At 61.6% G+C, this 24,835-nt stretch carries 26 protein-coding genes, 1 tRNA gene and 1 pseudogene; 21 read left to right on the forward strand and 7 right to left on the reverse strand.

What is annotated here, in order from left to right:
* The first annotated feature begins 92 nt into the window (after nt 1-92).
* Nucleotides 93-1,151: a DNA polymerase IV gene (gene dinB, locus ACNFBR_RS21000; protein ID WP_416736725.1), complete on the forward strand. Its 1,059-nt coding sequence runs from the start codon at nt 93-95 to the stop codon at nt 1,149-1,151.
* A 27-nt stretch (nt 1,152-1,178) separates the two neighbouring features.
* Here dinB and ACNFBR_RS21005 read toward each other — a convergent pair whose 3' ends face one another.
* The 3 genes from ACNFBR_RS21005 to ACNFBR_RS21015 all read right to left on the reverse strand — a co-directional run bounded on the left by ACNFBR_RS21005 (nt 1,179) and on the right by ACNFBR_RS21015 (nt 5,311).
* On the reverse strand, nt 1,179-2,132 hold the full coding sequence (locus ACNFBR_RS21005) for a hypothetical protein (RefSeq protein ID WP_416736610.1): 954 nt from the start codon (nt 2,130-2,132) through the stop codon (nt 1,179-1,181).
* Nucleotides 2,133-2,152: 20 nt separating this feature from the next.
* A complete protein-coding gene (locus ACNFBR_RS21010; RefSeq protein ID WP_416736611.1) occupies nt 2,153-3,868 on the reverse strand; it encodes a proline--tRNA ligase in 1,716 nt (571 codons plus the stop codon).
* Nucleotides 3,869-4,027: 159 nt separating this feature from the next.
* Nucleotides 4,028-5,311, reverse strand: a complete 1,284-nt coding sequence (locus tag ACNFBR_RS21015) for an OprD family porin (RefSeq protein WP_416736612.1) — start codon at nt 5,309-5,311, stop codon at nt 4,028-4,030.
* A gap of 691 nt (nt 5,312-6,002) precedes the next feature.
* Here ACNFBR_RS21015 and ACNFBR_RS21020 point away from each other — a divergent pair.
* Nucleotides 6,003-6,422: an HIT family protein gene (locus ACNFBR_RS21020; RefSeq protein WP_416736613.1), complete on the forward strand. Its 420-nt coding sequence runs from the start codon at nt 6,003-6,005 to the stop codon at nt 6,420-6,422.
* Nucleotide 6,423: 1 nt separating this feature from the next.
* The gene (locus ACNFBR_RS21025; RefSeq protein WP_416736614.1) at nt 6,424-6,630 is read left to right on the forward strand and encodes a SlyX family protein; all 207 of its coding nucleotides are present in this window, start codon (nt 6,424-6,426) and stop codon (nt 6,628-6,630) included.
* A gap of 209 nt (nt 6,631-6,839) precedes the next feature.
* Here ACNFBR_RS21025 and ACNFBR_RS21030 read toward each other — a convergent pair whose 3' ends face one another.
* Nucleotides 6,840-7,433 (reverse strand): cold shock domain-containing protein membrane protein, encoded by a 594-nt coding sequence (locus tag ACNFBR_RS21030; RefSeq protein WP_416736615.1) that lies wholly within the window; start codon nt 7,431-7,433, stop codon nt 6,840-6,842.
* Nucleotides 7,434-7,713: 280 nt separating this feature from the next.
* Here ACNFBR_RS21030 and ACNFBR_RS21035 point away from each other — a divergent pair, with 280 nt between their 5' ends.
* The 18 genes from ACNFBR_RS21035 to ACNFBR_RS21120 all read left to right on the forward strand — a co-directional run bounded on the left by ACNFBR_RS21035 (nt 7,714) and on the right by ACNFBR_RS21120 (nt 21,360).
* Nucleotides 7,714-8,187, forward strand: a complete 474-nt coding sequence (locus tag ACNFBR_RS21035; RefSeq protein WP_003254783.1) for a Dps family protein — start codon at nt 7,714-7,716, stop codon at nt 8,185-8,187.
* 208 nt (nt 8,188-8,395) lie between these two features.
* Entirely contained in the window at nt 8,396-8,725 is a 330-nt protein-coding gene (locus tag ACNFBR_RS21040; RefSeq protein WP_416736616.1) for a ribbon-helix-helix domain-containing protein, read from the forward strand.
* 92 nt (nt 8,726-8,817) lie between these two features.
* Nucleotides 8,818-9,039, forward strand: a complete 222-nt coding sequence (locus tag ACNFBR_RS21045) for an FmdB family zinc ribbon protein (protein ID WP_003254776.1) — start codon at nt 8,818-8,820, stop codon at nt 9,037-9,039.
* A gap of 93 nt (nt 9,040-9,132) precedes the next feature.
* Entirely contained in the window at nt 9,133-10,908 is a 1,776-nt protein-coding gene (gene aspS, locus ACNFBR_RS21050; protein WP_004575741.1) for an aspartate--tRNA ligase, read from the forward strand.
* A 113-nt stretch (nt 10,909-11,021) separates the two neighbouring features.
* Nucleotides 11,022-11,768 (forward strand): YebC/PmpR family DNA-binding transcriptional regulator, encoded by a 747-nt coding sequence (locus ACNFBR_RS21055; RefSeq protein WP_003254770.1) that lies wholly within the window; start codon nt 11,022-11,024, stop codon nt 11,766-11,768.
* A 126-nt stretch (nt 11,769-11,894) separates the two neighbouring features.
* On the forward strand, nt 11,895-12,419 hold the full coding sequence (ruvC, locus tag ACNFBR_RS21060) for a crossover junction endodeoxyribonuclease RuvC (RefSeq protein WP_012273769.1): 525 nt from the start codon (nt 11,895-11,897) through the stop codon (nt 12,417-12,419).
* Between the two features lie 109 nt (nt 12,420-12,528).
* Nucleotides 12,529-13,146, forward strand: a complete 618-nt coding sequence (gene ruvA, locus ACNFBR_RS21065; RefSeq protein ID WP_110743812.1) for a Holliday junction branch migration protein RuvA — start codon at nt 12,529-12,531, stop codon at nt 13,144-13,146.
* A complete protein-coding gene (gene ruvB, locus ACNFBR_RS21070; protein WP_416736617.1) occupies nt 13,143-14,189 on the forward strand; it encodes a Holliday junction branch migration DNA helicase RuvB in 1,047 nt (348 codons plus the stop codon). Before ruvA ends, ruvB begins: the two co-directional genes overlap by 4 nt.
* A 125-nt stretch (nt 14,190-14,314) precedes the next feature.
* Complete coding sequence (ybgC, locus tag ACNFBR_RS21075; RefSeq protein ID WP_400739119.1) at nt 14,315-14,767, forward strand: tol-pal system-associated acyl-CoA thioesterase; 453 nt, start codon at nt 14,315-14,317, stop codon at nt 14,765-14,767.
* Between the two features lie 2 nt (nt 14,768-14,769).
* Nucleotides 14,770-15,465, forward strand: coding sequence for a protein TolQ (gene tolQ / locus ACNFBR_RS21080; protein ID WP_010952367.1), 696 nt, complete (start codon nt 14,770-14,772; stop codon nt 15,463-15,465).
* A 14-nt stretch (nt 15,466-15,479) separates the two neighbouring features.
* Nucleotides 15,480-15,932, forward strand: a complete 453-nt coding sequence (gene tolR / locus ACNFBR_RS21085; protein WP_054890995.1) for a protein TolR — start codon at nt 15,480-15,482, stop codon at nt 15,930-15,932.
* On the forward strand, nt 15,932-17,050 hold the full coding sequence (gene tolA / locus ACNFBR_RS21090; RefSeq protein ID WP_012051476.1) for a cell envelope integrity protein TolA: 1,119 nt from the start codon (nt 15,932-15,934) through the stop codon (nt 17,048-17,050). Before tolR ends, tolA begins: the two co-directional genes overlap by 1 nt.
* 26 nt (nt 17,051-17,076) lie before the next feature.
* On the forward strand, nt 17,077-18,348 hold the full coding sequence (gene tolB, locus ACNFBR_RS21095) for a Tol-Pal system beta propeller repeat protein TolB (protein WP_012273763.1): 1,272 nt from the start codon (nt 17,077-17,079) through the stop codon (nt 18,346-18,348).
* Between the two features lie 54 nt (nt 18,349-18,402).
* Entirely contained in the window at nt 18,403-18,903 is a 501-nt protein-coding gene (pal, locus tag ACNFBR_RS21100; RefSeq protein ID WP_003254755.1) for a peptidoglycan-associated lipoprotein Pal, read from the forward strand.
* A 6-nt stretch (nt 18,904-18,909) separates the two neighbouring features.
* Nucleotides 18,910-19,716: a tol-pal system protein YbgF gene (ybgF, locus tag ACNFBR_RS21105; RefSeq protein WP_110743807.1), complete on the forward strand. Its 807-nt coding sequence runs from the start codon at nt 18,910-18,912 to the stop codon at nt 19,714-19,716.
* Between the two features lie 168 nt (nt 19,717-19,884).
* Nucleotides 19,885-20,532, forward strand: a complete 648-nt coding sequence (gene queE / locus ACNFBR_RS21110; RefSeq protein WP_416736618.1) for a 7-carboxy-7-deazaguanine synthase QueE — start codon at nt 19,885-19,887, stop codon at nt 20,530-20,532.
* Nucleotides 20,532-21,224, forward strand: a complete 693-nt coding sequence (queC, locus tag ACNFBR_RS21115) for a 7-cyano-7-deazaguanine synthase QueC (protein ID WP_416736726.1) — start codon at nt 20,532-20,534, stop codon at nt 21,222-21,224. Before queE ends, queC begins: the two co-directional genes overlap by 1 nt.
* Before the next feature lie 60 nt (nt 21,225-21,284).
* Nucleotides 21,285-21,360, forward strand: a tRNA-Lys gene (locus ACNFBR_RS21120).
* 65 nt (nt 21,361-21,425) lie between these two features.
* Here ACNFBR_RS21120 and ACNFBR_RS21125 read toward each other — a convergent pair.
* The 3 genes and pseudogenes from ACNFBR_RS21125 to ACNFBR_RS21135 form a co-directional block, all read right to left on the reverse strand.
* Complete coding sequence (locus tag ACNFBR_RS21125) at nt 21,426-22,385, reverse strand: cation diffusion facilitator family transporter (RefSeq protein ID WP_416736619.1); 960 nt, start codon at nt 22,383-22,385, stop codon at nt 21,426-21,428.
* 331 nt (nt 22,386-22,716) lie between these two features.
* Entirely contained in the window at nt 22,717-23,472 is a 756-nt protein-coding gene (locus ACNFBR_RS21130) for a methyl-accepting chemotaxis protein (RefSeq protein ID WP_416736727.1), read from the reverse strand.
* A 102-nt stretch (nt 23,473-23,574) separates the two neighbouring features.
* A pseudogene (locus ACNFBR_RS21135) lies at nt 23,575-24,783 on the reverse strand (HAMP domain-containing protein); the annotation flags it as partial.
* Nucleotides 24,784-24,835: the final 52 nt, after the last annotated feature.

Raw genomic sequence — 24,835 nt, forward strand, 5'->3', positions numbered from 1 at the left:
TTATCGTGTTGCAAGGCGGGCGAGCTGTTTCAGAGCAAGGTGCATGCGATACTATCTGTATGAATTTACAGTGCTGACGGTCGTCCATGTCCTTGCGCAAGATCATCCACGTCGACTGCGATTGCTTCTACGCCGCGATCGAGATGCGTGACGACCCGCGCCTGGCCGGGCGGCCCATGGCGGTGGGCGGCTCGCCCGAGCACCGCGGGGTAATCGCCACCTGCAACTATGAGGCGCGTGCCTATGGGGTGCGTTCGGCCATGTCGTCGCGGCATGCGCTGAAGCTGTGTCCCGACCTGTTGATCGTCAAACCGCGCTTCGAAGCCTACCGCGAGGCCTCGCGGGAAATTCACACGATCTTTCGCGACTACACCGAACTGATCGAGCCCTTGTCGCTGGACGAGGCCTACCTGGATGTGAGCGACAGCCAGTGGTATTCGGGCAGCGCTACGCGCATCGCCGAGGATATTCGCCGTCGTGTTGCCCGCACCCTGCACATCACGGTGTCTGCTGGGGTGGCGCCGAACAAGTTTTTGGCCAAGATCGCCAGTGACTGGCGCAAACCCAATGGGCTGTTCGTGATCACCCCGGCTGAAGTGGAGGCGTTCGTCGCAGCCTTGCCGGTGGCCAGGTTGCATGGGGTGGGCAAGGTCACGGCCGATAAATTGTCGCGGCTGGGCATCGAAACCTGCCTGCAATTGCGTGAGTGGTCACGGCTGGCGCTGGTGCGCGAGTTCGGCAGTTTTGGCGAGCGATTGTGGGGGGTGGCGCGGGGTATCGATGAGCGTGCGGTGCACAACGACAGCCGCCGCCAGTCGGTCAGCGTGGAAAATACCTACGATACCGACCTGCCGGACCTGGCCAGTTGCCTGGCGCGCCTGCCAGAACTGCTGGACAGCCTGAACGAGCGCATCGCCCGCATGGACAGCAGTTACCGGCCGGACAAACCATTCGTCAAGGTCAAGTTCCATGACTTCAGCCAGACCACCATGGAGCAAGCGGGGGCAGGCAGGGACCTGGAGAGTTATCGGCAATTGCTGGGGCAGGCGTTCGCCCGTGGTGGCAAGCCGGTGCGCCTGCTAGGGGTTGGGGTGAGGTTGCGCGACCTGCGCGGTGCGCATGAACAGTTGGAGCTGTTTCCACCTAAATGAAAGGGGCCGCTTTGCAGCCCCGATGTGTTACTGCGCCCCCGGGTCAGCCACCAACCGGCCGGTGGCCTTGGTCAGCGACTGCAAAAACTCCTGCTGCAGCTCCGGATCGTTGCGGGTCAACTCGATCAGGCTCTGTTCCATTTCGCTGGCTTCTTCTTCAAGGCCCAGCTCGGACAGGCGCTTGACCCGGTGTACCCATTGGCCGACTTCGTCATCTTCGAGGTCATCGAAGATCAGCTCATGGGCTTCGAGCAGCTTGTTGCGCAGGGTGGCGCTGACCAGCAGGCTGGCATCACCGCGTACCGCGTTGTCCTCGTCGAGTACCTGCAGGTGCAGGGTGCCGACGTGGTTGAGGTTCTGCTCGGAGAACGGGCTGTCGAGCAGGTTCAGGCGCAGTACGCCGTTCTTGTCGGTGGTCAGTTCGTGGGTCATCTTGCCGGCCTTGACCTCGACCAGGCGTTCGCTCCAGGGCACGCTGGTGGATTCCTCGCGCTGGCCTTTCTGCACTTCGCTGATCCCGGCCAGGTTCTGCTGCGCACGGCCATTGGACGGCACGTTCATGAACGGGTTGAGCCCGTCCACGCCGTAGCTGAGCCAGTCGTGGGTGATGCTTTGCGGCAGGTTGCCCAAGGTGAAGACATTGACCACATTGGCGCCGACACCCGCCACTACAGCCACTGCACCCAGCGGGATCTCGTAGATTTCCCGCCAGGGCTGGTAAGGCGTATAGCGGTCATAGCGACGGGTGACTTCGAACTCGGTGACTTCGAAGCGCTTCAGTTCATGCACGCGCACACGTCGCTGCGGCAGCTCCATCACCTTCGGCTCGCCAACATCGATCTGCAGGGTGTGCTCGAGCAGTTTGCGCTCGACGCGCTCCTCATGGTCGCTGCGCTGTGACATCTGGTTGGCGCAACCGCTGACGAGCAGGGCGCCGCACAGTGCGGCGCCCCCCAGGGTAAAGGTACTTCGCTTGAACATGATCACTCGTGCATTGGTTATCAGCGGCGAACGCGGGCCTGCAGGAAGCTCAGCACTTCATTGAGTGGCAACGCCTGGGCGTCTTGCTCGGTGCGGTGCTTGTACTCCAGGTTGCCTTCGGCCAGGCCGCGATCGCTGACGACGATGCGGTGCGGGATGCCGATCAGCTCCATGTCGGCAAACTTGATGCCTGGGCTGGTTTTCTTGTCGCGGTCGTCCAGCAGTACTTCGTAGCCGGCGGCGGTCAGTTCGGCGTACAGCTTGTCAGTTGCCTCGCGGACCACGTCGGTTTCGTAGCGCAGCGGTACCAGGGCGATCTGGAATGGAGCCAGGGCGTCGTTCCAGATGATGCCCTTGTCGTCGTAGCTCTGCTCGATGGCGGCAGCGACTACACGGGACACGCCGATGCCGTAGCAGCCCATCGACAGTACGACTGGCTTGCCGTTCTCGCCCAGTACCTGGCACTTCAGCGCCTCGCTGTACTTGGTGCCCAGCTGGAAGATATGGCCCACTTCGATGCCACGCTTGATCACCAGGGTACCCTGGCCGTCCGGGCTTGGGTCGCCTTCGACCACGTTGCGCAGGTCAGCGACCTGAGGAACCGGCAGGTCGCGCTCCCAGTTCACGCCGAAGTAGTGCTTGTCGTCGATGTTGGCGCCAATGCCGAAGTCGCTCATCAAGGCAACCGAACGGTCAATGATGCATTCCAGCGGCAGGTTCAGCGGGCCGAGCGAGCCTGCACCGGCGCCAATGGCGTCGCGCAGTTCAGCTTCGGTGGCCATGACCAGCGGGTCGGCAACTTGTTCCAGCTTGGTCGCCTTGATTTCGTTCAGTTCGTGGTCGCCGCGAACGATCAGGGCAATCAGCTTGCCTTCTTCGGCGCCGCGCACGATCAGGGTCTTGACGGTTTTCTCGATCGCCATGCCGTGGTTTTCCACCAGCTGAGCGATGGTCTTGGCGTCCGGGGTGTCGACCAGGCGCAGCTCCTCGGTAGGGGCAGGGCGCACGGTTTCGCGCGGGATGGCCTCGGCTTTCTCGATGTTGGCAGCGTAGTCGGAGCTATCGCTGAAGATCACATCGTCTTCGCCAGACTCGGCCAGTACATGGAATTCGTGCGAGTAGCTGCCACCGATCGAGCCGGTATCGGCCTGCACAGGGCGGAAGTCCAGGCCCAGGCGGGTGAACACGTTGCTGTAGGCCTGGTGCATGCGGTCATAGGTTTCCTGCAGGGAAGCCTGGTCGGCATGGAACGAGTAGGCGTCCTTCATGATGAATTCGCGGCCGCGCATCAGGCCGAAGCGTGGGCGGATTTCGTCACGGAATTTGGTTTGGATCTGGTACATGTTGAGCGGCAGCTGTTTATAGCTGGACAGCTCGTTACGGGCCAGGTCGGTAATCACTTCTTCGTGGGTAGGGCCGACGCAGAAGTCGCGTTGATGGCGGTCCTTCAGGCGCAGCAGCTCGGGGCCGTACTGCTCCCAGCGGCCGGATTCCTGCCACAGCTCGGCGGGCTGGATGCTCGGCATCAGCACTTCCAGGGCGCCGGCGGCGTTCATTTCCTCACGCACCACGGCCTCGACCTTGCGCATTACCCGCAGGCCCATCGGCAGCCAGGTGTACAGGCCGGAGGCCAGTTTGCGGATCATGCCGGCACGCAGCATGAGCTGATGGCTGATGACCACTGCGTCGGCAGGGGTTTCTTTCTGGGTGGCGAGCAAATATTGACTGGTGCGCATGGTTAGCCGTGTCGATTGCCTAAGACGTTGAAATAGCCCCGCATTGTACGGGGGTGAAACGAAGGCGTACAGGATGCCCCAGGGCGTGACACTTGTCAGCCAAGAAAAAGCCCGGCGTGATCGCCGGGCTTTTCAGGTGCGGGGCACTGCAAGCCAGGCTTACAGGATGCTCAGCGGGTACTCCACGATCAGGCGCAGTTCGTCGATCGATGGGGAACCGTAGTACACGCCATCGCCCGAACGGTAGGTGGCCTGACGTACGCGGAAGCTCAGGTCCTTGGCTGGGCCGCTTTGCATCACGTACTTGACGTCGATGTCGCGTTCCCATTCCTTGCCGTCGTCGGTGGTGCGGGTGGTTGCACCGGTACCGCGCACGTAGCGGGTCATGAAGGTCAGGCCCGGTACGCCGAACTCGGCGAAGTTCAGGTCGTAGCGCGCTTGCCAGGATTTCTCGTCTTCGGCGTTGAAGTCGGAACGGGCAACGGAGTTGGCCAGGAAGACCGTGCCGCCACCGTCCACGCCGTAGGCGTAGTCGCCGTCGCCGCTGACTTTCTGGTAGGCCAGGGTGAAGGTGTGCGCGCCAATGTTGTAGGCGGCCGAGAGGCTGGCTGCGATGTTGTCCAGTTCGTTGCTGCCGTCGGACTTGCTGACGAATGCACCGGTCAGGTTGTCGCCGATCGACTTGGTGTCATAGATGTTGAAGTCGAACACCAGGCCTTGCTTGTCGCTGATTGGCAGCGCCCAGTTGATGTTGCCGTACCACTTGCGGAAGTGATCTTCAACGTGCGAGTAGTAGACGCTGGTGCTGAGGTTGTCGGTAATGGCGTAGGTGCCACCAAAGACGTCGGCCTTGGTCAGGTTCAGGCTGTCATGGTAAGTCTGAGCCTGGGCGTTCAGTGCGGTGAAGTGACCGGCATGCAGGGTCAGGCCATCGATTTCGTTGCTGGTGATCAGGCCACCCTCGGCAACTTCCGGCAGCAGGCGGCTGTCGTCGGTAGCCAGTACTGGCAGAGCGGTGAACTGGTCGCCGAACTTCAGCACGGTGTTGGAGATGCGCATTTTCACTGCGCCGCCAGCTTCGGAGTAGTCATCCTGCGAGCGGCCGTCGGAGCCTTCAGGGAACAGGCCGGTGCCGGCACGGCCGCGGCCGCTGTCCAGTTTGATGCCGAGCATGCCAATGGCGTCGACGCCGAAGCCTACGGTACCTTGGGTGAAGCCCGACTCGAAGGTGCCGAGGAAGCCAAGGCCGGTTTCTTCAACGCGGCTCTGGGTGCCAGGCTCGTTGTTGCGGAAGTCGCGGCTGAAATACAGCATGCGGGTTTTGACGTTCAGCTTGCTGTCTTCGATGAAACCTTTGGACTCGTCTTGTGCCGAGGCCATTGCCAACTGCGAGGTCCCTGCCGCAACGGCCAGGGCGATCATGCTCCACTTCATCACGCGCATCGTGATTTGCTCCTTTGGTTTTTAGGAAGAGTACCGCTGCGTCCAAGTTTTTTAGTTATATGGGGCAGCTCTTTCTTGTTATGTCGGCGAAAATGTATAGCACGCTGACTGTTGTTGGCGATATGGCAATAAACTCTCTTTTCGGAACTTTTTTGCCATGTCGCTTTTAGGTATTTCCATGTCGCAAATCACGCCCCGTTTCAAGGGCCGTGCAACCCCAGCGCTGTTCCTGTCACCGTAACGAACCTGTAACTACCGATTCCGGTTGAGGAAACTCCCTGGTGACCAATACCGCTGTTGTTATTTGTCGCGTACACCTGCCTCTGCAGATGTCGTGCCGACTTGGCGTGAAGGGAATGCAACAAGCGTGCTCAAAATTCGCAACACTTCATGAAATTTTCACAAAACCTGCTACCGAGGGTCGGAAAGTGCCGTAAATACGGGACGAAGGCTGTGCGAGGGGATTATGGAGTCGAGAATCATTAAAATTTAAAAAGCTGCCATGAAAGTCAATGTGTTACCGCAACTTGTTCATCCAGAGTCGTTTGTGGGGTGACAAGTGTGGGAAGGGCGGACAGGTGGCCTCATTTTGGTGCGAAAAGTAGCGCTGTGTTACCGGGAATGTGCAATGTATCCTTGCAGGCCTGTTTTCCGCTTGCAGCGGAATGGTTTTGCCTGAAGGAGATACACCGTGTTCGTCCTCGATTCGCGTTTGCAACAGGATTCCCTGGTGCTGGGAGAGTTTGCACTGTGTCAGTTGCTGCTGAGCAAAGACGCCAACTACCCATGGTTCATCCTGGTGCCCAAGCGCGCTGGCATCAGCGAACTGTTCGAGCTGGATGCGGCGGACCAGCAGCAGCTGTGGCAGGAAACCACCCTGCTGGCCGAAGCGCTGAAATCCAGCTACAGCGCCGACAAGATGAACGTGGCCACCTTGGGCAATGTGGTTAGCCAACTGCACATGCATGTGATCGTGCGTCAGCGTGACGACGCCGCCTGGCCCGCACCCGTGTGGGGCAAGTGCCCGGCCGTGGCTTACAGCGACGACCAGCTGCAAGCCATTCGCCAGCGCCTGCGCGGTCTGCAACTCGCCGGTTATCAGGAGGCCTGACATGTCGCTTGAAGCACGCATGGTCGAGCTGGAAACCCGTCAGGCGTTTCAGGATGACACCATCCAGGCACTGAATGACGTGGTGGTCGAGCAGGGGCGGGTGATCGAGCGGCTGCAGTTGCAGGTGGCCGAGTTGATCAAGCGCTATGAAGAGATGGTCGGCCAGTACGGCAGTGAAGGGGAAGAGGCGCCGCCGCCGCATTACTGACCCTGCAGAAGTGGCCTCAAGCCATCAAGGTGTGTGCGGAATCTGTAGGAGCAGCCTTGTGCTGCGAAGTGGCCATTGCAGGCGAAGATGTTCTTTAGCCCTACCGGCCTCTTCGCAGCGCAAGGCTGCTCCCACAGGTGCGGCGCCGACCAGAAGGGTTGCGCTGCACCTGTGGGAGCTGGCGTGCCGGCGATAGCCTCAGGCGTTGATCAGCGGCGGGTTACCGCAACCACGTCTTCGGCCTGCAGGCCTTTGTCACGGTGCATGACCGAAAACTCGACGCGCTGGCCTTCGACCAGAATGCGATGGCCTTCGCCGCGAATGGCGCGAAAGTGCACGAAGATGTCATCACCCGAATCGCGGGAGATGAAGCCAAAGCCTTTCGATGTGTTGAACCACTTGACGGTACCGGTATCACGGTTGCCGGCATCCTGAATGGCATGCTGGCTGCTGCGCGCCTTGCGCGGGCTGCGGGCAAAGCTCACGGCCAGGTGCAGGGCCACGGCCAGCGCCGCGCAGACCAGGGCTGCCAGGTTGCCCATTTCCGGGCGGGCCAGCAACGTCAGGGTCTGCAGTACCACGGCTACCACCAGTAGGGCGCAGGCCAGGTGCTGCAGTTGTTGCCGCGCGCCGCGGTAGTACAGAGGCACGACCGGTGCCAGTACCAGGTTGAGCAGGCCGAGCAGGGCCAGGTAGACCGCGTCAGGTTGTTGCAGGAAGGGTGTCGCATCGGTTTTCAGGCTGGGTATGAGCGATAGCAGCAAAGCTGCCACGCCCGTCACCAGATGGACGATCTTGAACATGGGTTTGGCTCACAGTTGATAAGGCCGATCACAGGAAGAGCTGGTAGCACGGTGCGCATGAGGTGTAGAGCGCGAACACGGACAGGCCAGCCTATGCACCCGGCAATGACAGTCCGCACGGGTGGCACGGTGCCTATTTAACAGTAAAGCCGCAGGCTACTCAAACCGCAGGCCGCCCGGCGGGCGATGTGTTGCGCCATGTCACATGCGGCTTGCGCCAAGTGTTGCTACAGTGGTCGGCGCCCGCTTGAGTCTCAAGCCTTATGGAAAGGGGAACTTCATGGCAATCGATATCGGTATCAGTGAAGAAGATCGCAAGTCCATCGTCGATGGGCTGTCCCGCCTGTTGTCGGATACCTACGTGCTGTATCTGAAAACCCATAACTTTCACTGGAACGTCACCGGTCCGTCGTTCCGCACCCTGCACCTGATGTTCGAAGAGCAATACAACGAACTGGCGCTGGCAGTCGATTCGATCGCCGAGCGCATCCGTGCCCTGGGCTTCCCAGCACCGGGGTCGTATGCATTCTATGCGCGGCACTCGTCGATCAAGGAGGAGGAAGGCGTTCCCCCGGCGGACGAGATGATCCGCCAGTTGGTGCAGGGGCAGGAGGCCGTGGTGCGTACTGCGCGCAGCATTTTCCCGGTGGTGGACAAAGTCAGCGATGAGCCCACTGCCGATCTGCTGACCCAGCGCATGCAGGTCCACGAGAAAACCGCCTGGATGCTGCGGGTACTGCTCGACGGCAAGTAGTTGCCCTAAGCTGTCGTGTCGCTCTGTGGGGCGGGCGTTTCGGGGCGCTGAACTGCCGAATCGCCTGCTTCGCGGGCATGCCCGCTCCCACAGGGAATGTCTCGCGCTTAAAGAATGGTCTTTGTACGGGAATATTTTGCCGCTGCTTTGAACTCGCCCATCAGCGCTTCATAGGCCACCTGGTACCTGTGACGAGGAAGTGTGGCGCATGATGCAAGCGAGCAAGCGTAGGGTTGGCCAGGGGAGTTGGCCAGGAAAACAGTGCGTCGATCCATTCAGGGCGGATTTCGACATGTTGCAGGCCCAGCCGGTGTCGCGCTCGGTGCGGCTCAACGGCTTTTCCACCTGTCTGCGCCTGGAGGCCGTCTACTGGGGGATCCTCGATCGCATCGCCGCAGCCAACCGCTGTTCGGTCAGTGCGGTGTTATCCTACGTGGACCGCGAAGTGCACCTGCGCCAGGGCGGGGTGCGCAACTTCAGCGGGCTGATCCGGGTCATCTGCGTGGCGTGGTTGCAGGACCCGCCAAGTGTGCGCTGATCGCCTGGCGGGCTGCGCAGTGCTTGTTAACCATATATAATCCCGCTTTTTGCTGCCCCGGCAGCCAGCGTTATGGTTGACGAGAGACACCCATGCCCCTTTATGACTATCAATGTGCGTCCTGCGAGCACCGCATGGAAGTGCTGCAGAAGATCAGCGCCGCGCCGCTGACCGATTGCCCGGCCTGCCAGGCACCGGCGCTGAAAAAGTTGCTGTCGGTGCCAGGCTTCCGCCTGAGTGGTAACGGTTGGTATGAAACCGACTTCAAGACCGGGGCGAAAAAGAATCTGGCAGGCGGCGACAAGGCCGACTGAGTTGAATGCTGTGACCGGGTCTTGCAGTATTAGCCCTCCGGGCGGCCAAGGCCTCCACCGAATACACGAATCACGAGAAGCGAAACCACCATCATGATGCGCAGCCATTATTGCGGCCAACTGAACGAGAGCCTGGACGGCCAGGAAGTCACCCTTTGCGGCTGGGTCCATCGTCGCCGCGACCACGGCGGGGTGATCTTCCTCGACATCCGTGACCGCGAAGGCATGGCCCAGGTCGTCTTCGACCCGGATCGCGCCGAAACCTTCGCCGCTGCCGACCGTGTGCGCAGCGAATACGTCGTGCAGATCACCGGCAAGGTGCGCAAGCGCCCAGAAGGTGCGGTGAATGCCAACATGGCGTCCGGTGCCATCGAGATCCTCGGCTACCAGCTGAACGTGCTCAACGAAGCGGAAACCCCGCCGTTCCCGCTGAACGAATACTCCGACGTCGGCGAAGAAACCCGCCTGCGTTATCGCTTCATCGACCTGCGTCGCCCGGAAATGGCCGACAAGCTGCGCCTGCGCTCGCGCATCACCAGCAGCATCCGTCGTTTCCTCGACGAAAACGGTTTCCTCGACGTCGAAACCCCGATCCTCACCCGTGCTACCCCGGAAGGTGCGCGTGACTACCTGGTGCCAAGCCGCACCCACGCCGGTAGCTTCTTCGCCCTGCCGCAGTCGCCACAGCTGTTCAAGCAGCTGCTGATGGTCGCCGGCTTCGACCGTTACTACCAGATCGCCAAGTGCTTCCGTGACGAAGACCTGCGTGCCGACCGTCAGCCGGAATTCACCCAGATCGACATCGAGACCAGCTTCCTCGATGAAAGCGAGATCATGGGCCTGACCGAAAGCATGATCCGCAAGCTGTTCAAGGAAGTGCTCGACCTGGAATTCGGCGAATTCCCGCACATGACCTTCGAAGAGGCCATGCGCCGCTACGGTTCCGACAAGCCAGACCTGCGTATCCCGCTGGAACTGGTCGACGTTGCCGACCAACTGAAGGATGTCGACTTCAAAGTCTTCGCCGGCCCGGCCAACGATCCGAAATGCCGCGTTACCGCCCTGCGCCTGCCAGGCGGTGCCAGCATGCCGCGCAGCAAGATCGACGAATACACCAAGTTCGTCGGCATCTACGGTGCCAAGGGCCTGGCCTACATCAAGGTCAACGAGCGCGCCAAGGGCGTCGAAGGCCTGCAGTCGCCGATCGTCAAGAACATCCCTGAGGCCAACCTCAACAACATCCTCGACCGCGTGGGTGCCGTAGACGGCGACATCGTGTTCTTCGGCGCCGACAAGTTCAAGGTTGTCAGCGAAGCCCTGGGCGCGCTGCGTATCCGCCTGGGCCACGACTTCGAGCTGCTGACCTGCGAGTGGGCGCCGATGTGGGTCGTCGACTTCCCGATGTTCGAAGAGAACGAAGACGGCAGCTTCACCGCGCTGCACCACCCGTTCACTGCACCGAAGTGCACCCCGGAAGAGCTTGAGGCCAACCCGGCCACGGCCCTGTCCCGTGCCTACGACATGGTCCTCAACGGCACCGAACTGGGTGGTGGTTCGATCCGTATCCACCGTAAAGAGATGCAACAGGCGGTCTTCCGCCTGCTGGGTATCGAGGCCGAAGAACAGGAAGAGAAGTTCGGCTTCCTGCTCGACGCCCTGAAGTTCGGTGCGCCGCCACACGGTGGTTTGGCCTTCGGCCTGGACCGCCTGGTCATGCTGATGACCGGCGCCCAGTCGATCCGTGAAGTGATCGCGTTCCCGAAAACCCAGAGCGCCGCGTGCGTCATGACCCAGGCCCCTGGCATGGTCGACGCCAAGGCCCTGCGCGAGCTGCACATCCGACTGCGCGAACAGACCAAGGTCGAGTAAGCAGTCCCCGGGCGCATCCACATGGATGCGCCTTTGCGTTTCGGCGCAGGTATTTTCCGTCCCGCCCCGTCATGGGGCGGGGCTGTTTGTGATTCAAAGAATTCGGAGTCGTTATGGCTGGTCATTCCAAGTGGGCGAACATCAAGCACCGCAAAGAGCGCCAGGATGCCAAGAGAGGCAAGGTCTTCACCAAGTGGATCCGCGAACTGACGGTCGCTGCCAAGCAGGGCGGTCCTGACCCGGCATCCAACCCGCGCCTGCGCCTGGCGCTGGACAAGGCCCTGGGCGCCAACATGAGCCGCGACATCATCGATCGCGCCGTGGCCCGTGGTGCTGGCACCAATGAAAGCGACAACGTCGAAGAGCTCAGCTACGAAGGTTACGGCCCGGGTGGCGTGGCGATCATGGTCGAGGCCATGACCGACAACCGCAACCGTACCGCCGCCGCCGTGCGCCATGCCTTCACCAAGTGTGGCGGCAACCTGGGTACCGACGGTTCGGTGGCCTACCTGTTCGAGCGCAAGGGGCAGATCAGCTTTGCCCCGGGCGTGGAAGAGGACGCGTTGATGGAAGCGGCGATGGAGGCCGATGCCGACGACGTGGTGGCCAACGATGATGGCTCGTTCGACGTGTTCACCTCGTTCAATAGCTTCTATGCCGTGCGTAACGCCCTGGAAGAGGCTGGCTTCAAGGCCGCTGACGCGGAAATCGTCATGCAGCCGACCACCAGCGCCGAACTTGACCAGGACGGTGCGGAAAAGGTGCTCAAGCTGATCGACATGCTCGAAGACCTGGACGACGTGCAGAACGTCTACTCCAATGCCCAGATTTCCGATGAGATCATGGAAAACCTCGGCTAAGGTTGTTTCGTTCGCCTTGAGGGCCAATTCGCGGGCAAGCCCGCTCCTACAGGGATCGCGAGGTCTTTGTAGGAGCGGGCTTGCCCGCGAATAGGCCGGTGAAACTGGTAAAACTCTGCAGGTGTTATGACTCTGATTCTTGGTATCGACCCCGGCTCGCGCATCACTGGCTACGGTGTGGTCCGCCAGACCGCCCGTGGTTGCGAGTACGTGGCGTCGGGTTGCATTCGCACCGGCAGCGGCGAGCTGCACGAACGGCTGCAGATCGTTTTTCGTGGCGTCAGTGAAATCATCGCCCAGCACGGCCCTGTGACCATGGGCATCGAGCGGGTGTTCATGGCCCGCAACGCCGACTCGGCGCTCAAGCTCGGCCAGGCCCGTGGCGCGGCCATCGTCGCCGCCGCCGAGGCCGGCCTGGAAATTGCCGAGTACAGCGCCACCCAGGTCAAGCAGGCCGTGGCTGGCACGGGTGGGGCCAACAAGGAGCAGGTGATGATGATGGTCATGCACCTGCTGAAGTTGACGCAAAAGCCGCAGATCGATGCCTCCGATGCCCTGGCTATCGCCCTGTGCCATGCCCACACCCGTTCCAGCCTGGTGCCACATGGCCTGGCCACGGCGCGGCGACGCGGCGGGCGCTTGCGTCTGTAGGCGCTTCATGCGCTGATACACATTTTGTTCGGGTGATGCGTTCACCCGCTGCATTTGCTGATAGGGTTGAGCGGTCTTTGACCGGCTCCCCGAGAGGAAGGATCGGAACGTGATTGGACGTTTGCGCGGCACCCTGGCGGAAAAACAGCCGCCGCACCTGATTATCGACGTCAACGGCGTGGGTTACGAACTGGAAGTTCCCATGACCACGCTGTACCGTCTGCCCAAAGTGGGCGAAACCGTCACCGTGCATACCCACCTGGTCGTGCGCGAAGACGCCCACTTGCTCTATGGTTTTGCCGAAAAACGCGAGCGCGAGTTGTTCCGCGAGCTGATCCGCCTGAATGGCGTAGGGCCGAAGCTGGCCCTGGCGCTGATGTCCGGGCTGGAAGTGGACGAGTTGGTGCGCTGCGTGCAGGCCCAGGACACCTCGGCCCTGGTGCGTGTACCTGGCGTCGGTAAGAAAACAGCCGAACGCTTGCTGGTCGAACTCAAGGACCGCTTCAAGGCTTGGGAAACCTCGCCGGCCATGTTCACCCTGGTGTCCGATGGGCCGTTGCCGGTCGCCAGCGAGTCCAGCGCCGAGGCCGATGCGGTCAGTGCCCTGGTATCGCTGGGCTACAAGCCGCAGGAAGCCAGCAAGGCAATCGCCGCGATCAAGGACAAGGCCGGCCTGAGCAGTGAAGAGCTGATCCGCCGCAGCCTGAAAGGGATGATTACCAAGTGATCGAAGCCGACCGCCTGATCGCCGCCAGTGGCCGCGACCGTGAAGAGGTTCAGGACCGGGCGATTCGCCCGCTGAGCCTGGACGATTACATCGGCCAGCCGGTGGTGCGCGAGCAGATGGCGCTGTTCATCCAGGCTGCCCGTGGCCGCAGCGAGTCGCTCGATCACACATTGATCTTCGGCCCGCCGGGCCTGGGCAAGACCACCCTGGCCAACATCATCGCCCATGAAATGGGGGTGTCGGTGAAGAGCACCTCGGGGCCTATTCTGGAACGCCCTGGTGATCTGGCAGCCATGCTCACCAACCTCGAGCCGCACGACGTGCTGTTCATCGACGAAATCCATCGCCTGTCGCCGGTCGTCGAGGAGGTGCTGTACCCGGCCATGGAGGATTTCCAGCTCGACATCATGATCGGCGAAGGCCCGGCGGCCCGTTCGATCAAGCTCGACCTGCCACCGTTCACCTTGGTGGGTGCTACCACCCGTGCCGGCATGCTGACCAATCCACTGCGTGATCGCTTCGGTATCGTCCAGCGCCTGGAGTTCTACAGCGACAAAGACCTGGCCACCATCGTCAGCCGCTCGGCCAACATCCTGGGCCTGGCCATCGAAGACCAAGGCGCTTACGAAATCGCCCGCCGTGCCCGCGGCACGCCACGTATCGCCAACCGCCTGCTGCGCCGCGTACGCGACTACGCCGAGGTGCGCGGCAAGGGCCAGATCAGCAAGGCGGTGGCCGACATGGCGCTGAACCTGCTGGACGTCGACGAGCGTGGTTTCGACCACTCCGACCGCCGCCTGCTGCTGACCATGATCGAGAAGTTCGATGGCGGCCCGGTGGGGGTGGACAACCTGGCAGCGGCCATCAGCGAAGAGCGTCATACCATCGAAGATGTGCTTGAGCCGTACCTGATCCAGCAAGGCTACATCATGCGTACGCCGCGTGGCCGCGTGGTCACCCGGCATGCCTACCTGCACTTCGGCCTGAATATTCCCGGGCGCTTGGCGGAGGGTGGTGATTTTTCCGAGCCAGGCGATGAATGACAGATCGAAAGCGACTTTTCGTGGTCCTACCGCTGGCATGCCCAAGGTGCGCTGGCAATAAGACATTAATGAAGAAAAAACAGTTGCCACAGCGGATTGGCAAGCTGAGGAGTAAGCACTAGAGTATGCGCGCGCAAAATCAGCTCGAACCGTTCGCCCACCGTTGTCGCGTCTATTACGAAGATACCGATGCGGGCGGCGTGGTGTATTACGTCAACTACCTGAAATTCATGGAGCGCGCGCGCACTGAACGCCTGCGGCACCTGGGCTTTTCCCAGTCGTTGCTGGCCGAAGACAATCTGCTGTTCGTGGTCCATTCCAGCGAAGCGCGGTATCACGCGCCGGCGCGGCTTGATGACGAATTGCGGGTGACCGCGCAAGTACTTGAACTCAATCGCGCCAGCCTGCGCTTCGTGCAGCAGGTCTGGCGGGAAAAAGACGAAACGCTGCTTTGCGAAGGGCAGTTCCTGGTGGCCGCCGTGCGCGCCGACACTTTCAAACCCCGAGCCATACCCCCCCAGCTGCGCGACGCCTTTGCGGCGGACGGCTCGGGTAATCAATCGAATGCAGGAGAATAAGCGTGGAAGCTAACGTCGTCGACCATACCTCCATGTGGAGTCTGGTCAGCAATGCCAGCGTGGTGGTACAGCTGGTAATGCTGACCCTGGTGGCCGCCTCGGTCACTTCATGGATCATGATCTTCCAGCGCAGCACCATGCTGCGCGCCGGTCGTCGTGCGCTGGATGCCTTCGAGGAGCGCTTCTGGTCGGGCATCGACCTGTCCAAGCTGTACCGTCAGGCAGGCAGCAACCCAGACCCGGATTCTGGCGTGGAGCAGGTGTTCCGTGCCGGCTTCAAGGAGTTTTCGCGCCTGCGCCAGCAACCGGGCGTTGACCCGGACGCGGTCATGGAAGGCGTTGGCCGTGCCATGCGCGTAGCCATTTCGCGCGAGGAAGAAAAACTCGAGCAGAGCTTGCCGTTCCTGGCCACCGTCGGTTCCACCAGCCCGTACATCGGCCTGTTCGGTACCGTGTGGGGCATCATGAACTCCTTCCGCGGCCTGGCCAGCGCCCAGCAGGCCACCCTGGCCACGGTTGCCCCAGGTATCGCCGAAGCGCTGATCGCCACCGCCATCGGCCTGTTCGCAGCGATCCCGGCGGTCATCGCCTACAACCGTTTCGCCGCGCGCAGTGAAGTGCTGATCGGTCGTTACTACACCTTCGCCGACGAGTTCCAGGCGATCCTGCACCGCAAAGTGCACACCAGCGAAGAGTAATCAGGTAGAAGCCCATGGCCCGAGTTCGCCACAAACGCAAGCCCGTCGCCGAGATGAACGTGGTGCCCTACATCGACGTGATGCTGGTGCTGCTGGTCATCTTCATGGTGACGGCGCCCATGCTCAACCAGGGCGTGAAGGTCGACCTGCCCAAGGTTTCCAGCGAAGCCTTGCCGCAGGACAACAACGTCCAGATCCTCACCATCTCCATCAAGGCCGACAAGACCTACTACTGGAACCTTGGCAGCGAAGTCGATACCGACAAACAGATGGACAAGGCCATGACCTTGCCTGAAATGACCAATGCGGTGACCAAGATCATCGCTGCCGGCCGTGACCAGGGCAAGCAGACCCAGGTGTTCATTCGTGGCGACAAGGCTGTCGACTATGGCGCGGTCATGGGTGCCATGGGCGGGTTGCAGAAGGCCGGTGTCGGTAACGTTGGCCTGATTACCGAGGCGCCCTGATGCAACAGCGAGAGCCATCCGCCTCGGAAAGCTACTTCTGGCCCAGTGTCTGGGCCATCGGCCTGCATGTGCTGGTGTTCGCCCTGCTGTTCGTCAGTTTTGCCATGACGCCTGAGCTGCCGCCTTCCAAGCCGATCGTTCAGGCTACCCTGTACCAGCTCAAGTCCAAGAGCCAGGCGACCACCCAGACCAATCAGAAGATTGCCGGGGAAGCGAAGAAAACCGCTTCGCGCCAGACCGAGGTCGAGCAGCTGGAACAGAAGAAAGTCGAGCAGGAAGCTGTGAAGGCCGCGGAACAAAAGAAAGCCGACGCCGCTCAAAAGGCCGAGGAGGCCCGCGAAGCCGCCGAGGCGAAAAAAGCCGAAGACGCTGCCAAGGCCGCTGAAGCCGCCAAGGCTGCCGAGGCCAAGAAAGCCGCCGAAGCCAAAAAGGCCGACGAGGCGAAGAAGGCCGCCGAGAAACAGCAGGCCGACATCGCCAAGAAGAAGGCCGAGGACGAAGCCAAGAAAAAAGCCGAAGAAGAGGCCAAGAAAGAGGCCGCTGAAGAGGCGAAGAAGCAAGCCGCCGAGGAAGCCAAGAAAAAGGCAGCCGAAGAGGCCAAGAAGAAAGCAGCCGAGGACGCCAAGAAGAAAGCGGCGGCCGAGGACGCGAAGAAGAAGGCAGCTGAAGAGGCCAAGAAAAAGGCCGCTGCAGACGCCCAGAAGAAGAAGGCACAGGAAGCGGCCCGCAAGGCGGCAGAAGACAAGAAAGCTCAGGCCCTGGCCGAGCTGTTGTCCGACACCACCGAGCGGCAGCAGGCGCTGGCCGACGAGCAGGGTGACCAGGTGGCCGGCGACTTCGACGACCTGATCCGCATGCGAGCGGCCGAGGGCTGGGCACGTCCGCCTTCCGCGCGCAAGGGCATGACGGTGGTCCTGCAGATCAACATGTTGCCGGACGGTACCATCACCAGTGTCAGCGTGGCCCGTTCCAGTGGTGACGGCCCGTATGACAGTTCGGCGGTGGCTGCGGTGAAGAACATTGGTCGTTTGACCGAGATGCAGGGTATGAAGCCGAGCGATTTCAACCAATATCGTTCGTTCAAGATGACATTTACACCTGAGGATCTAGCGTTGTGATTAAACGTCTGAGAGGACTGCTGGTCATGCTGTGCTGCGTGGCAGGCATGGCGGTGGCAGAGGAAAAGAACATCCTGGTCACCAGCGGCAGCGACCGGGCTACACCCATCGCGGTAGTGCCGTTCGGTCTGCAGGGCGGCAGCGTGCTGCCCGAAGACATCGCCGATATCATCGGCAACGACCTGCGCAATTCTGGCTACTACTCGCCGATTCCGCGGCAGAACATGATCAGCCAGCCGTCCCAGGCCAGCGAAGTGATCTTCCGTGACTGGAAAGCGCTGGGTGCCCAGTACGTGATGGTCGGCAGCATCGTGCCGTCGGGCGGCCGCCTGCAGGTGCAGTACGCGCTGTTCAACGTCGCCACCGAGCAGCAAGTGCTGACCGGTAGCGTAGCGGGCAGCACCGACCAGCTGCGCGACATGGCGCACTACATTGCCGACCAGTCGTTCGAGAAGCTCACCGGCATCAAGGGTGCGTTCTCTACCCGCATGCTGTACGTGACGGCCGAGCGCTTCTCCACCAACAACACCCGCTACACCCTGCAGCGTTCGGACTACGACGGTGCGCGTGCGGTCACCCTGCTGCAATCGCGTGAACCGATCCTGTCGCCGCGCTTTGCGCCGGATGGCAAGCGTATCGCCTACGTCTCGTTCGAGCAGAAGCGCCCGCGTATCTTCATCCAGAACATCGATACCGGTCGCCGCGAGCAGGTGACCAACTTCGAAGGCCTGAACGGTGCGCCAGCCTGGTCGCCGGACGGTTCGCGCCTGGCGTTCGTGCTGTCCAAGGACGGCAACCCGGACATCTACGTGATGAATGTGGCTTCGCGCCAAATCAGCCGTGTCACTGCCGGCCCAGGTATCAATACCGAGCCGTTCTGGGGTAAGGATGGCAACACCCTTTACTTCACTTCCGACCGTGGCGGTAAACCGCAGATCTACAAACAGTCGGTCAGTGGTGGTGGTGCCGAACGCGTAACGTTCGTGGGTAACTACAACGCCAACCCGAAACTTTCGGCAGACGAAAAGACCTTGGTGATGATTCATCGCCAACAAGGCTTTACCAACTTTAAAGTGGCGGCACAGGACTTGCAGCGCGGAAGTGTAAAGATTCTGTCTGAAACAAGTCTTGATGAGTCTCCCACTGTCGCGCCAAACGGCACCATGCTAATCTACGCCACCCGCCAGCAGGGCCGGGGAGTCTTGATGCTCGTGTCGCTTAATGGCCGCGTGAGGCTCCCACTTCCTACCGCTCAAGGCGAAGTCAGAGAACCGTCCTGGTCCCCTTACCTGAACTGATTGCGGCGTAATACGTTTTGCTTAACACACTGGGGTTTCATTAGGAGTTTCACGATGGAAATGCTGAAGTTTGGTAAATTTGCTGCGCTGGCTCTGGCCATGGCTGTAGCTGTAGGTTGCTCCTCGAAGGGCGGTGATAACGCAGGCGAAGGCGCTGCTGTAGATCCTAACGCTGGCTACGGTGCCAACACTGGCGCTGTTGACGGCTCCCTGAGCGAAGAAGCCGCCCTGCGCGCAATCACCACCTTCTACTTCGAATACGACAGCTCGGACCTGAAGCCAGAAGCCATGCGCGCTCTGGACGTTCACGCCAAGGACCTGAAAGCCAACGGCAACCGCGTTGTTCTGGAAGGCAACACCGACGAGCGCGGCACCCGCGAGTACAACATGGCTCTGGGTGAGCGTCGTGCGAAAGCCGTTCAGCGCTACCTGGTTCTGCAGGGCGTTTCCCCTGCTCAGCTGGAACTGGTTTCCTACGGCGAAGAGCGTCCAGTTGCCACCGGCAACGACGAGCAGTCCTGGGCTCAGAACCGTCGCGTAGAACTGCGTAAGTAAGTTCTTATGCGTATGTGCCGCCGTGTAGTAACCGTCCTCGCACTCAGCCTGCCGCTCGCGGCCTGGGCTGAGGTCCCTGTAGTAGATGACAACGCAGGCAGCTATCCGCCTGCGGGTTATGGCACGAGCGGCGCCTATGCCGGGTCAGGGGCTTCGGCCCCTGCCTCTGCACAGGGCCAGCTGTTCATGCAGCTGCAACAGATGCAGGATCAGCTTTCCCGCCAGCAAGGCATCATCGAAGAGCTGCAAAACGATGTGTCGCGCATGAAGCAGGAAAACCTGGAGCGTTACCAGGACCTGGACCGTCGCATCAACAGTGGCGCTGCGCCTGCCGCAACCCCTGACAATTCCTCCGGTGGTGGTGCGTCCAATGCCGCCCCCGATGCAGCAGCAGGTGCTGCTGCGCAACAACCGGCCGCCAGTAGCGAGCCTGGTGATCCGGCGAAAGAAAAGCTCTACTACGATGCGGCTTTCGACCTGATCAAACAGAAAGACTTCGACAAGGCCAGCCAGGCGTTCAACGCCTTCCTGCGCAAGTACCCCAACAGCCAGTACGCCGGCAACGCCCAGTACTGGTTGGGTGAAGTGAACCTGGCCAAGGGTGACCTGCCAGGTGCCAGCCAGGCCTTTGCCCAGGTAAGTCAGAAGTATCCGAAACACAGCAAGGTGCCAGATTCGCTGTACAAATTGGCCGACGTCGAGCGCCGTATGGGCCATACCGACAAGGTCAAGGGCATCCTGCAGCAGGTCATCACCCAGTACCCCGGCACCTCTGCCGCGCAACTGGCCCAGCGTGACCTGCAGAAGCTCTAAGCGTCGTAGCTGCACCGTTCGAAAGAAACCCGCGCCAGTCGCGGGTTTTTTCGTTAGAATCAGTGCCCTTTTTTCGTAAACACGCTGCTGCGGATAACGCTATGTCGAGTCCGCGACAGTGCCTGACGGAGGCGGGCAGCCTGTTTAGCTGTCACGCCCGTGGCGAGCATGCAAGACACATTACGCATCACCGAAGTCTTTTACTCTTTGCAGGGTGAAACGCGAACGGCTGGGTTGCCCACCGTATTCGTGCGCCTCACCGGCTGCCCCCTGCGCTGCCAGTACTGCGACAGTGCCTATGCCTTCAGTGGCGGCACTGTACGTACCCTCGATTCGATCCTTGAGCAGGTGGCCGGCTTCAAGCCCCGCTATGTCTGCGTTACCGGTGGCGAGCCGCTGGCCCAACCCAACGCCTTGCCGTTGCTGCAGCGCCTGTGTGACGCCGGCTACGAGGTATCGCTGGAAACCAGCGGCGCGCTGGACATTGCCGGCACCGATACCCGCGTCAGCCGCGTGGTCGACCTGAAAACCCCAGGCTCCGAAGAGTCTCACCGTAACCGCTACGAGAACATCGAGCAGCTGACCCGCAACGACCAGGTCAAGTTCGTCATCTGTTCCCGTGAAGACTACGACTGGGCGGTTTCCAAGCTGATCCAGTACAACCTGGCCGAGCGTGCCGGTGAGGTGTTGTTCTCACCTAGCCACCACCAGGTCAAGGCCAGCGACCTGGCGGACTGGATCGTTGCCGACAACCTGCCTGTACGCTTCCAACTGCAGCTGCACAAGCTGCTGTGGAACGACGAACCCGGACGTTGATTGAGGAGCACGTACACATGACCGAAAAACGCGCAGTAATCCTGTTGTCCGGGGGCCTGGACTCAGCCACCGTAGTTGCCATGGCCAAGGCCGAAGGCTACCGCTGCTACACCATGAGTTTCGATTACGGCCAGCGCCATCGTGCCGAGTTGAATGCCGCTGCTCGCGTGGCCCGCGATCTGGGTGTGGTCGAGCACAAGGTGATCGGCTTGAACCTCGACGGCATCGGCGGTTCGGCATTGACCGACAGCAGTATCGACGTGCCGGAAGCCCCGAGCGAAGGCATCCCGGTCACTTACGTGCCGGCGCGCAACACCGTGTTCCTTTCGCTCGCCTTGGGCTGGGCAGAGGTGCTGGACGCGCGTGACATCTTCATTGGCGTCAATGCCGTGGATTACTCCGGCTACCCGGATTGCCGCCCCGAGTTCGTCGAGGCCTTCGAGCGCATGGCCAACCTGGCAACCAAGGCTGGCGTTGAAGGGCAGGGCTTCCGCATTCAGGCGCCGTTGCAGAACATGAGCAAGGCGCAGATCGTGCAGGCCGGTATGGCCCGTGGTGTGGATTACAGCCTGACCGTTTCCTGCTACCAGGCCGACGATGACGGCCGTGCCTGTGGCAAATGCGACAGCTGCCGCCTGCGCGCCGACGGCTTCAAGGCCGCCGGTGTCGAAGACCCGACGCGGTACTTTTGAAAAAATGCTGATGGGGTGTTGATTTCTCGTTAGAAATCAGTATTATACGCGCCACCCAACGGGTCGTTAGCTCAGTTGGTAGAGCAGTTGGCTTTTAACCAATTGGTCGTAGGTTCGAATCCTACACGACCCACCATATACAGTACGTCAAAGCCCGCTACCAGAAATGGTCGCGGGCTTTTTCGTTGTTGGCTTCCTGTCTTACTCAGCCCATTCGGGATCGCCAGTGAACACCACCGTAATCCAACGGTCAGGCCCTTCACCACCAACCGCATCACCAATCTCGTTGCGCCACGCATCCCATTCTTCGATGGTCTTCGCAGCCATGCCTTTTGGCACGATGAAATACAGCTCGATTTCCCGCGAGCGCCCGACCTTCGCGACATAGGCGCGGTAAGACTGCAGCCCGTGGCGGGCGACGAAGGCCTTGGCCACTTCATCTACATGCAGCTTGAGGTCACCAGGGGTGACCAGGAAAATTTCCGATAGCGCTTGGCGCACCACCGACAAGGGCAGCGGCACGATCACCAGGCACACCAGCGCCAGTACCGCCGGGTCGATATACGGCGACACCCATTCCAGCGAGGTGCCCTGCACCGCGTAGCCGAAGCAGAAGGCGATCAGAAGGGCGGCCGTGATACTGGCCGACATCACCCAGCCCTTGACGTCCATGCGCACGAAGTCTGACTTCAGTTTGCGGTTGGCGCGGGCTTCGACGACGGCGATCGTTACGCAGGTGATCACCGTCAGCACCGCGTAGACCATGGCAATGCCGAACTCCAGGTGACGGCCGCCTTGCAACAGGCTGCTGACGGCGTTGATCAGCGCGTAGATGGCCACGCCGCTGAGCAGGATGCCGTTGAGTGCCAGCACCATCGGCTCCAGATGCCAGAAGCCCATGGTGAAACGCTCGCGCAGCTTGCGCGACATCTGCACGCTGGTGGTGTGCGAGGTGATCAGCTTGACCACCACCAGCGACAGGCCGCTCATGCTGGCGTCGACCAGGGAGTACACACCGTCGAAGACGATGGAGAACGAGCCGGAGGCTAGGCCGAAGGCGATGCCGATGGTGGCGATGAACAGGGTGACGGCAATCGAGGTGCGTAACAGGCCCTGTTCGCTGGTGATGTCAAAAAAGGTGGATCGGGTTGCGGTTTGCATGAGTTGTGCTCAGTAAAAACGATAGTGCTGTGGCGTCTGCAAGGGCCTCTTCGCGGGCAAGCCCGCTCCCACGGGTCGGCACCGCCATCGAGGCACGTGCAAAACCCTGTGGGGGCGGGCAAGCCCGCTCCCGCGGGTCGGCACCGCCATCGAGGCAAATGCAAAACCCTGTGGGAGCGGGCAAGCCCGCTCCCGCGGGTCGGCACCGCCATCGAGGCAAGTGCAAAACCCTGTGGGAGCGGGCAAGCCCGCTCCCGCGGGTCGGCACCGTCATCGAGGCAAGTGCAAAACCCTGTGGGAGCGGGCTTGCCCGCGAAGGGGCCCTTACAGGCTAGACGCGAAACTGCTCCATCAGCGCCTGTTGCTGGTTGGCCAGGCGGTTAAGGGCCTGGCTGATGCGCGCCGATTCGTCGGCCTGGCCAGCCAGTGATTCTGTCACATCTCGGATGCCGGCCACATTGCGGTTCACTTCCTCGGCCACCGCGCTCTGCTCCTCGGCAGCCGAGGCAATCTGCAGGTTCATGTCGCTGATGACCGCCACCGCCTGGCCAATACGCTGCAGTGCCGGCAATGCCTGCTCCATGCGCGCAGCGCTGTCCTGGGCCTGGCGCTGGCCTTCATGCATGGCGCCGACGACATCCTGCGTGCCTTGCTGCAGGCCTTCGATGACCTGACGAATTTCCTCCACCGACACCTGTGTGCGCTGGGCCAGGCCGCGCACTTCATCGGCAACCACGGCAAAGCCTCGCCCGGCTTCGCCGGCGCGCGCCGCTTCGATGGCGGCATTGAGTGCCAGCAGGTTGGTCTGCTCGGCAATGGCACGGATCACCTCCAGCACCGAACCGATCTGCCCACTGCGGCCTTCCAGTGCACGTGCCTCGTCCATGGCCGTGTTCATGCCGGCGGCCAGGCGGTCGATGCCTTGGCGCGTGCTGTCGATCAGTTGCAGGCCTTCCTGGCTGGCCTGGTCGGCGGCGCGCGCGGCCTGGGCGGCCTGCGAGGCATTGTGGGCGACATCCAGGGCGGTGGCGCTCATCTCGTTGGCCGCCGTGGCCACCTGCTCGATTTCGCGGTGCTGTTGCTGCATGCCGTTGCTGGTCTGGCTGGCGATGGCGGCGGACTGGTCGGCGGTGCCACGGGCCTCCTGCAGCGAGCCTTTGACCTGGGCGATGACCGGTTGCAGCTTGTCGAGGAAGCGGTTGAACCAGCCGGTAAGCTGGCCCAGTTCGTCCTGGCGGGCATAGTCCAGGCGGCGGGTGAGGTCGCCTTCGCCGCTGGCGATGTCTTCCAGGCGCGCGGCCACGGCCAGGATAGGCCGGGTAACGCCGCGTGCGGTCAGCCACACCAGCAGCAAACCGACCACGGCAGCGACCAGGCCGATCATCAGGCTGGTCAGGTTGGCGCTTTGGTTGTGTGCGTCCAGGCGCTGGTTGAGGGCTGCGGCAGGTGCCTGCAGCACGCTTTCCGGCAGTTCCAGCAATACCTGCCACGGGGCTGTGTCAGGAATGGGGGTGAAAGGGTGGGCCTCGCGCAGCAGGCCGTCGGCAACCGCCTTGTCCATGGGCTGGCCAAGCATGCTGTCGTCGCGGCTGTTACCGGCCAACAGGCCGGCGGCGCTGGCAATACTCACCTGCCCCTGGCCTTCGAACAGCTCGCGGCGGCCGTCCACGCTCAGTTGCTGCAGGTTGGCCAGGCCGATGTCCAGGCCGACCACGCCAACTACCTTGCCGTGCTCCAGCAGCGGCAGGGCGATGCTGGTCATCAGCACCTGACGGCCGTTGACCTCGTCGAGGTACGGTTCGAGCATGCAGGTTCTGGCGGTATCCTGCGGGCAGGTCAGCCAGCGGTTCTTCGCCGCGCCGTTGCTGCCGATGCTGGCATCGCCGAGCATGGTTTCCGGCATGGCCTCAAGCTCCAGGGTGCCGGGGCTTGGTTGCGACCAGTACAGCGAAAAACGCCCACTCTCATTGCTGCCCACAGCGTCCTGGCCTATGTATTGGCTGTCTTGCTGGTCTAGGGCATTGGGCTGGAATACCAGGTAAAGGCCGATCACATCCGGGTTGCCGGCCAGGCTGGCGCGCGCCTGGCGGGTCAGCTCGGCGCGCAGGTCGCTGCCGCCACGGGCCTTCAGCACTTGCACCAGGCGGGCAAAGCCATTGCCGTACTGGTAGGCGTCCATGAAGTAGCGCTGGATACGCAAGGCCTGGGTTTCGGCGTGGGCCTGCAGGCGCTGGCGGGCGCTGTTGTCGAGCATGGCGGTGTTGGCCTGGTTGACCAAGGCAGCGCTGCGCTGCGCCTGGGTCAGCGAGGTGGCTACCAGCAAGGCGACGATGGCCAGCAGGCACAGGCCGGCAAGCAAGGTGATCTTCCATTGGATGGAGAGGCGACGCAGCGGCATGAGAACTTTCCTTTTCGATCAAGTACAACGCCCGCGGTCAGGCGCGGGCGTT

Origin of the sequence: Pseudomonas sp. NY11955, from assembly GCF_048068035.1 — a bacterium.
Lineage (GTDB): Bacteria > Pseudomonadota > Gammaproteobacteria > Pseudomonadales > Pseudomonadaceae > Aquipseudomonas.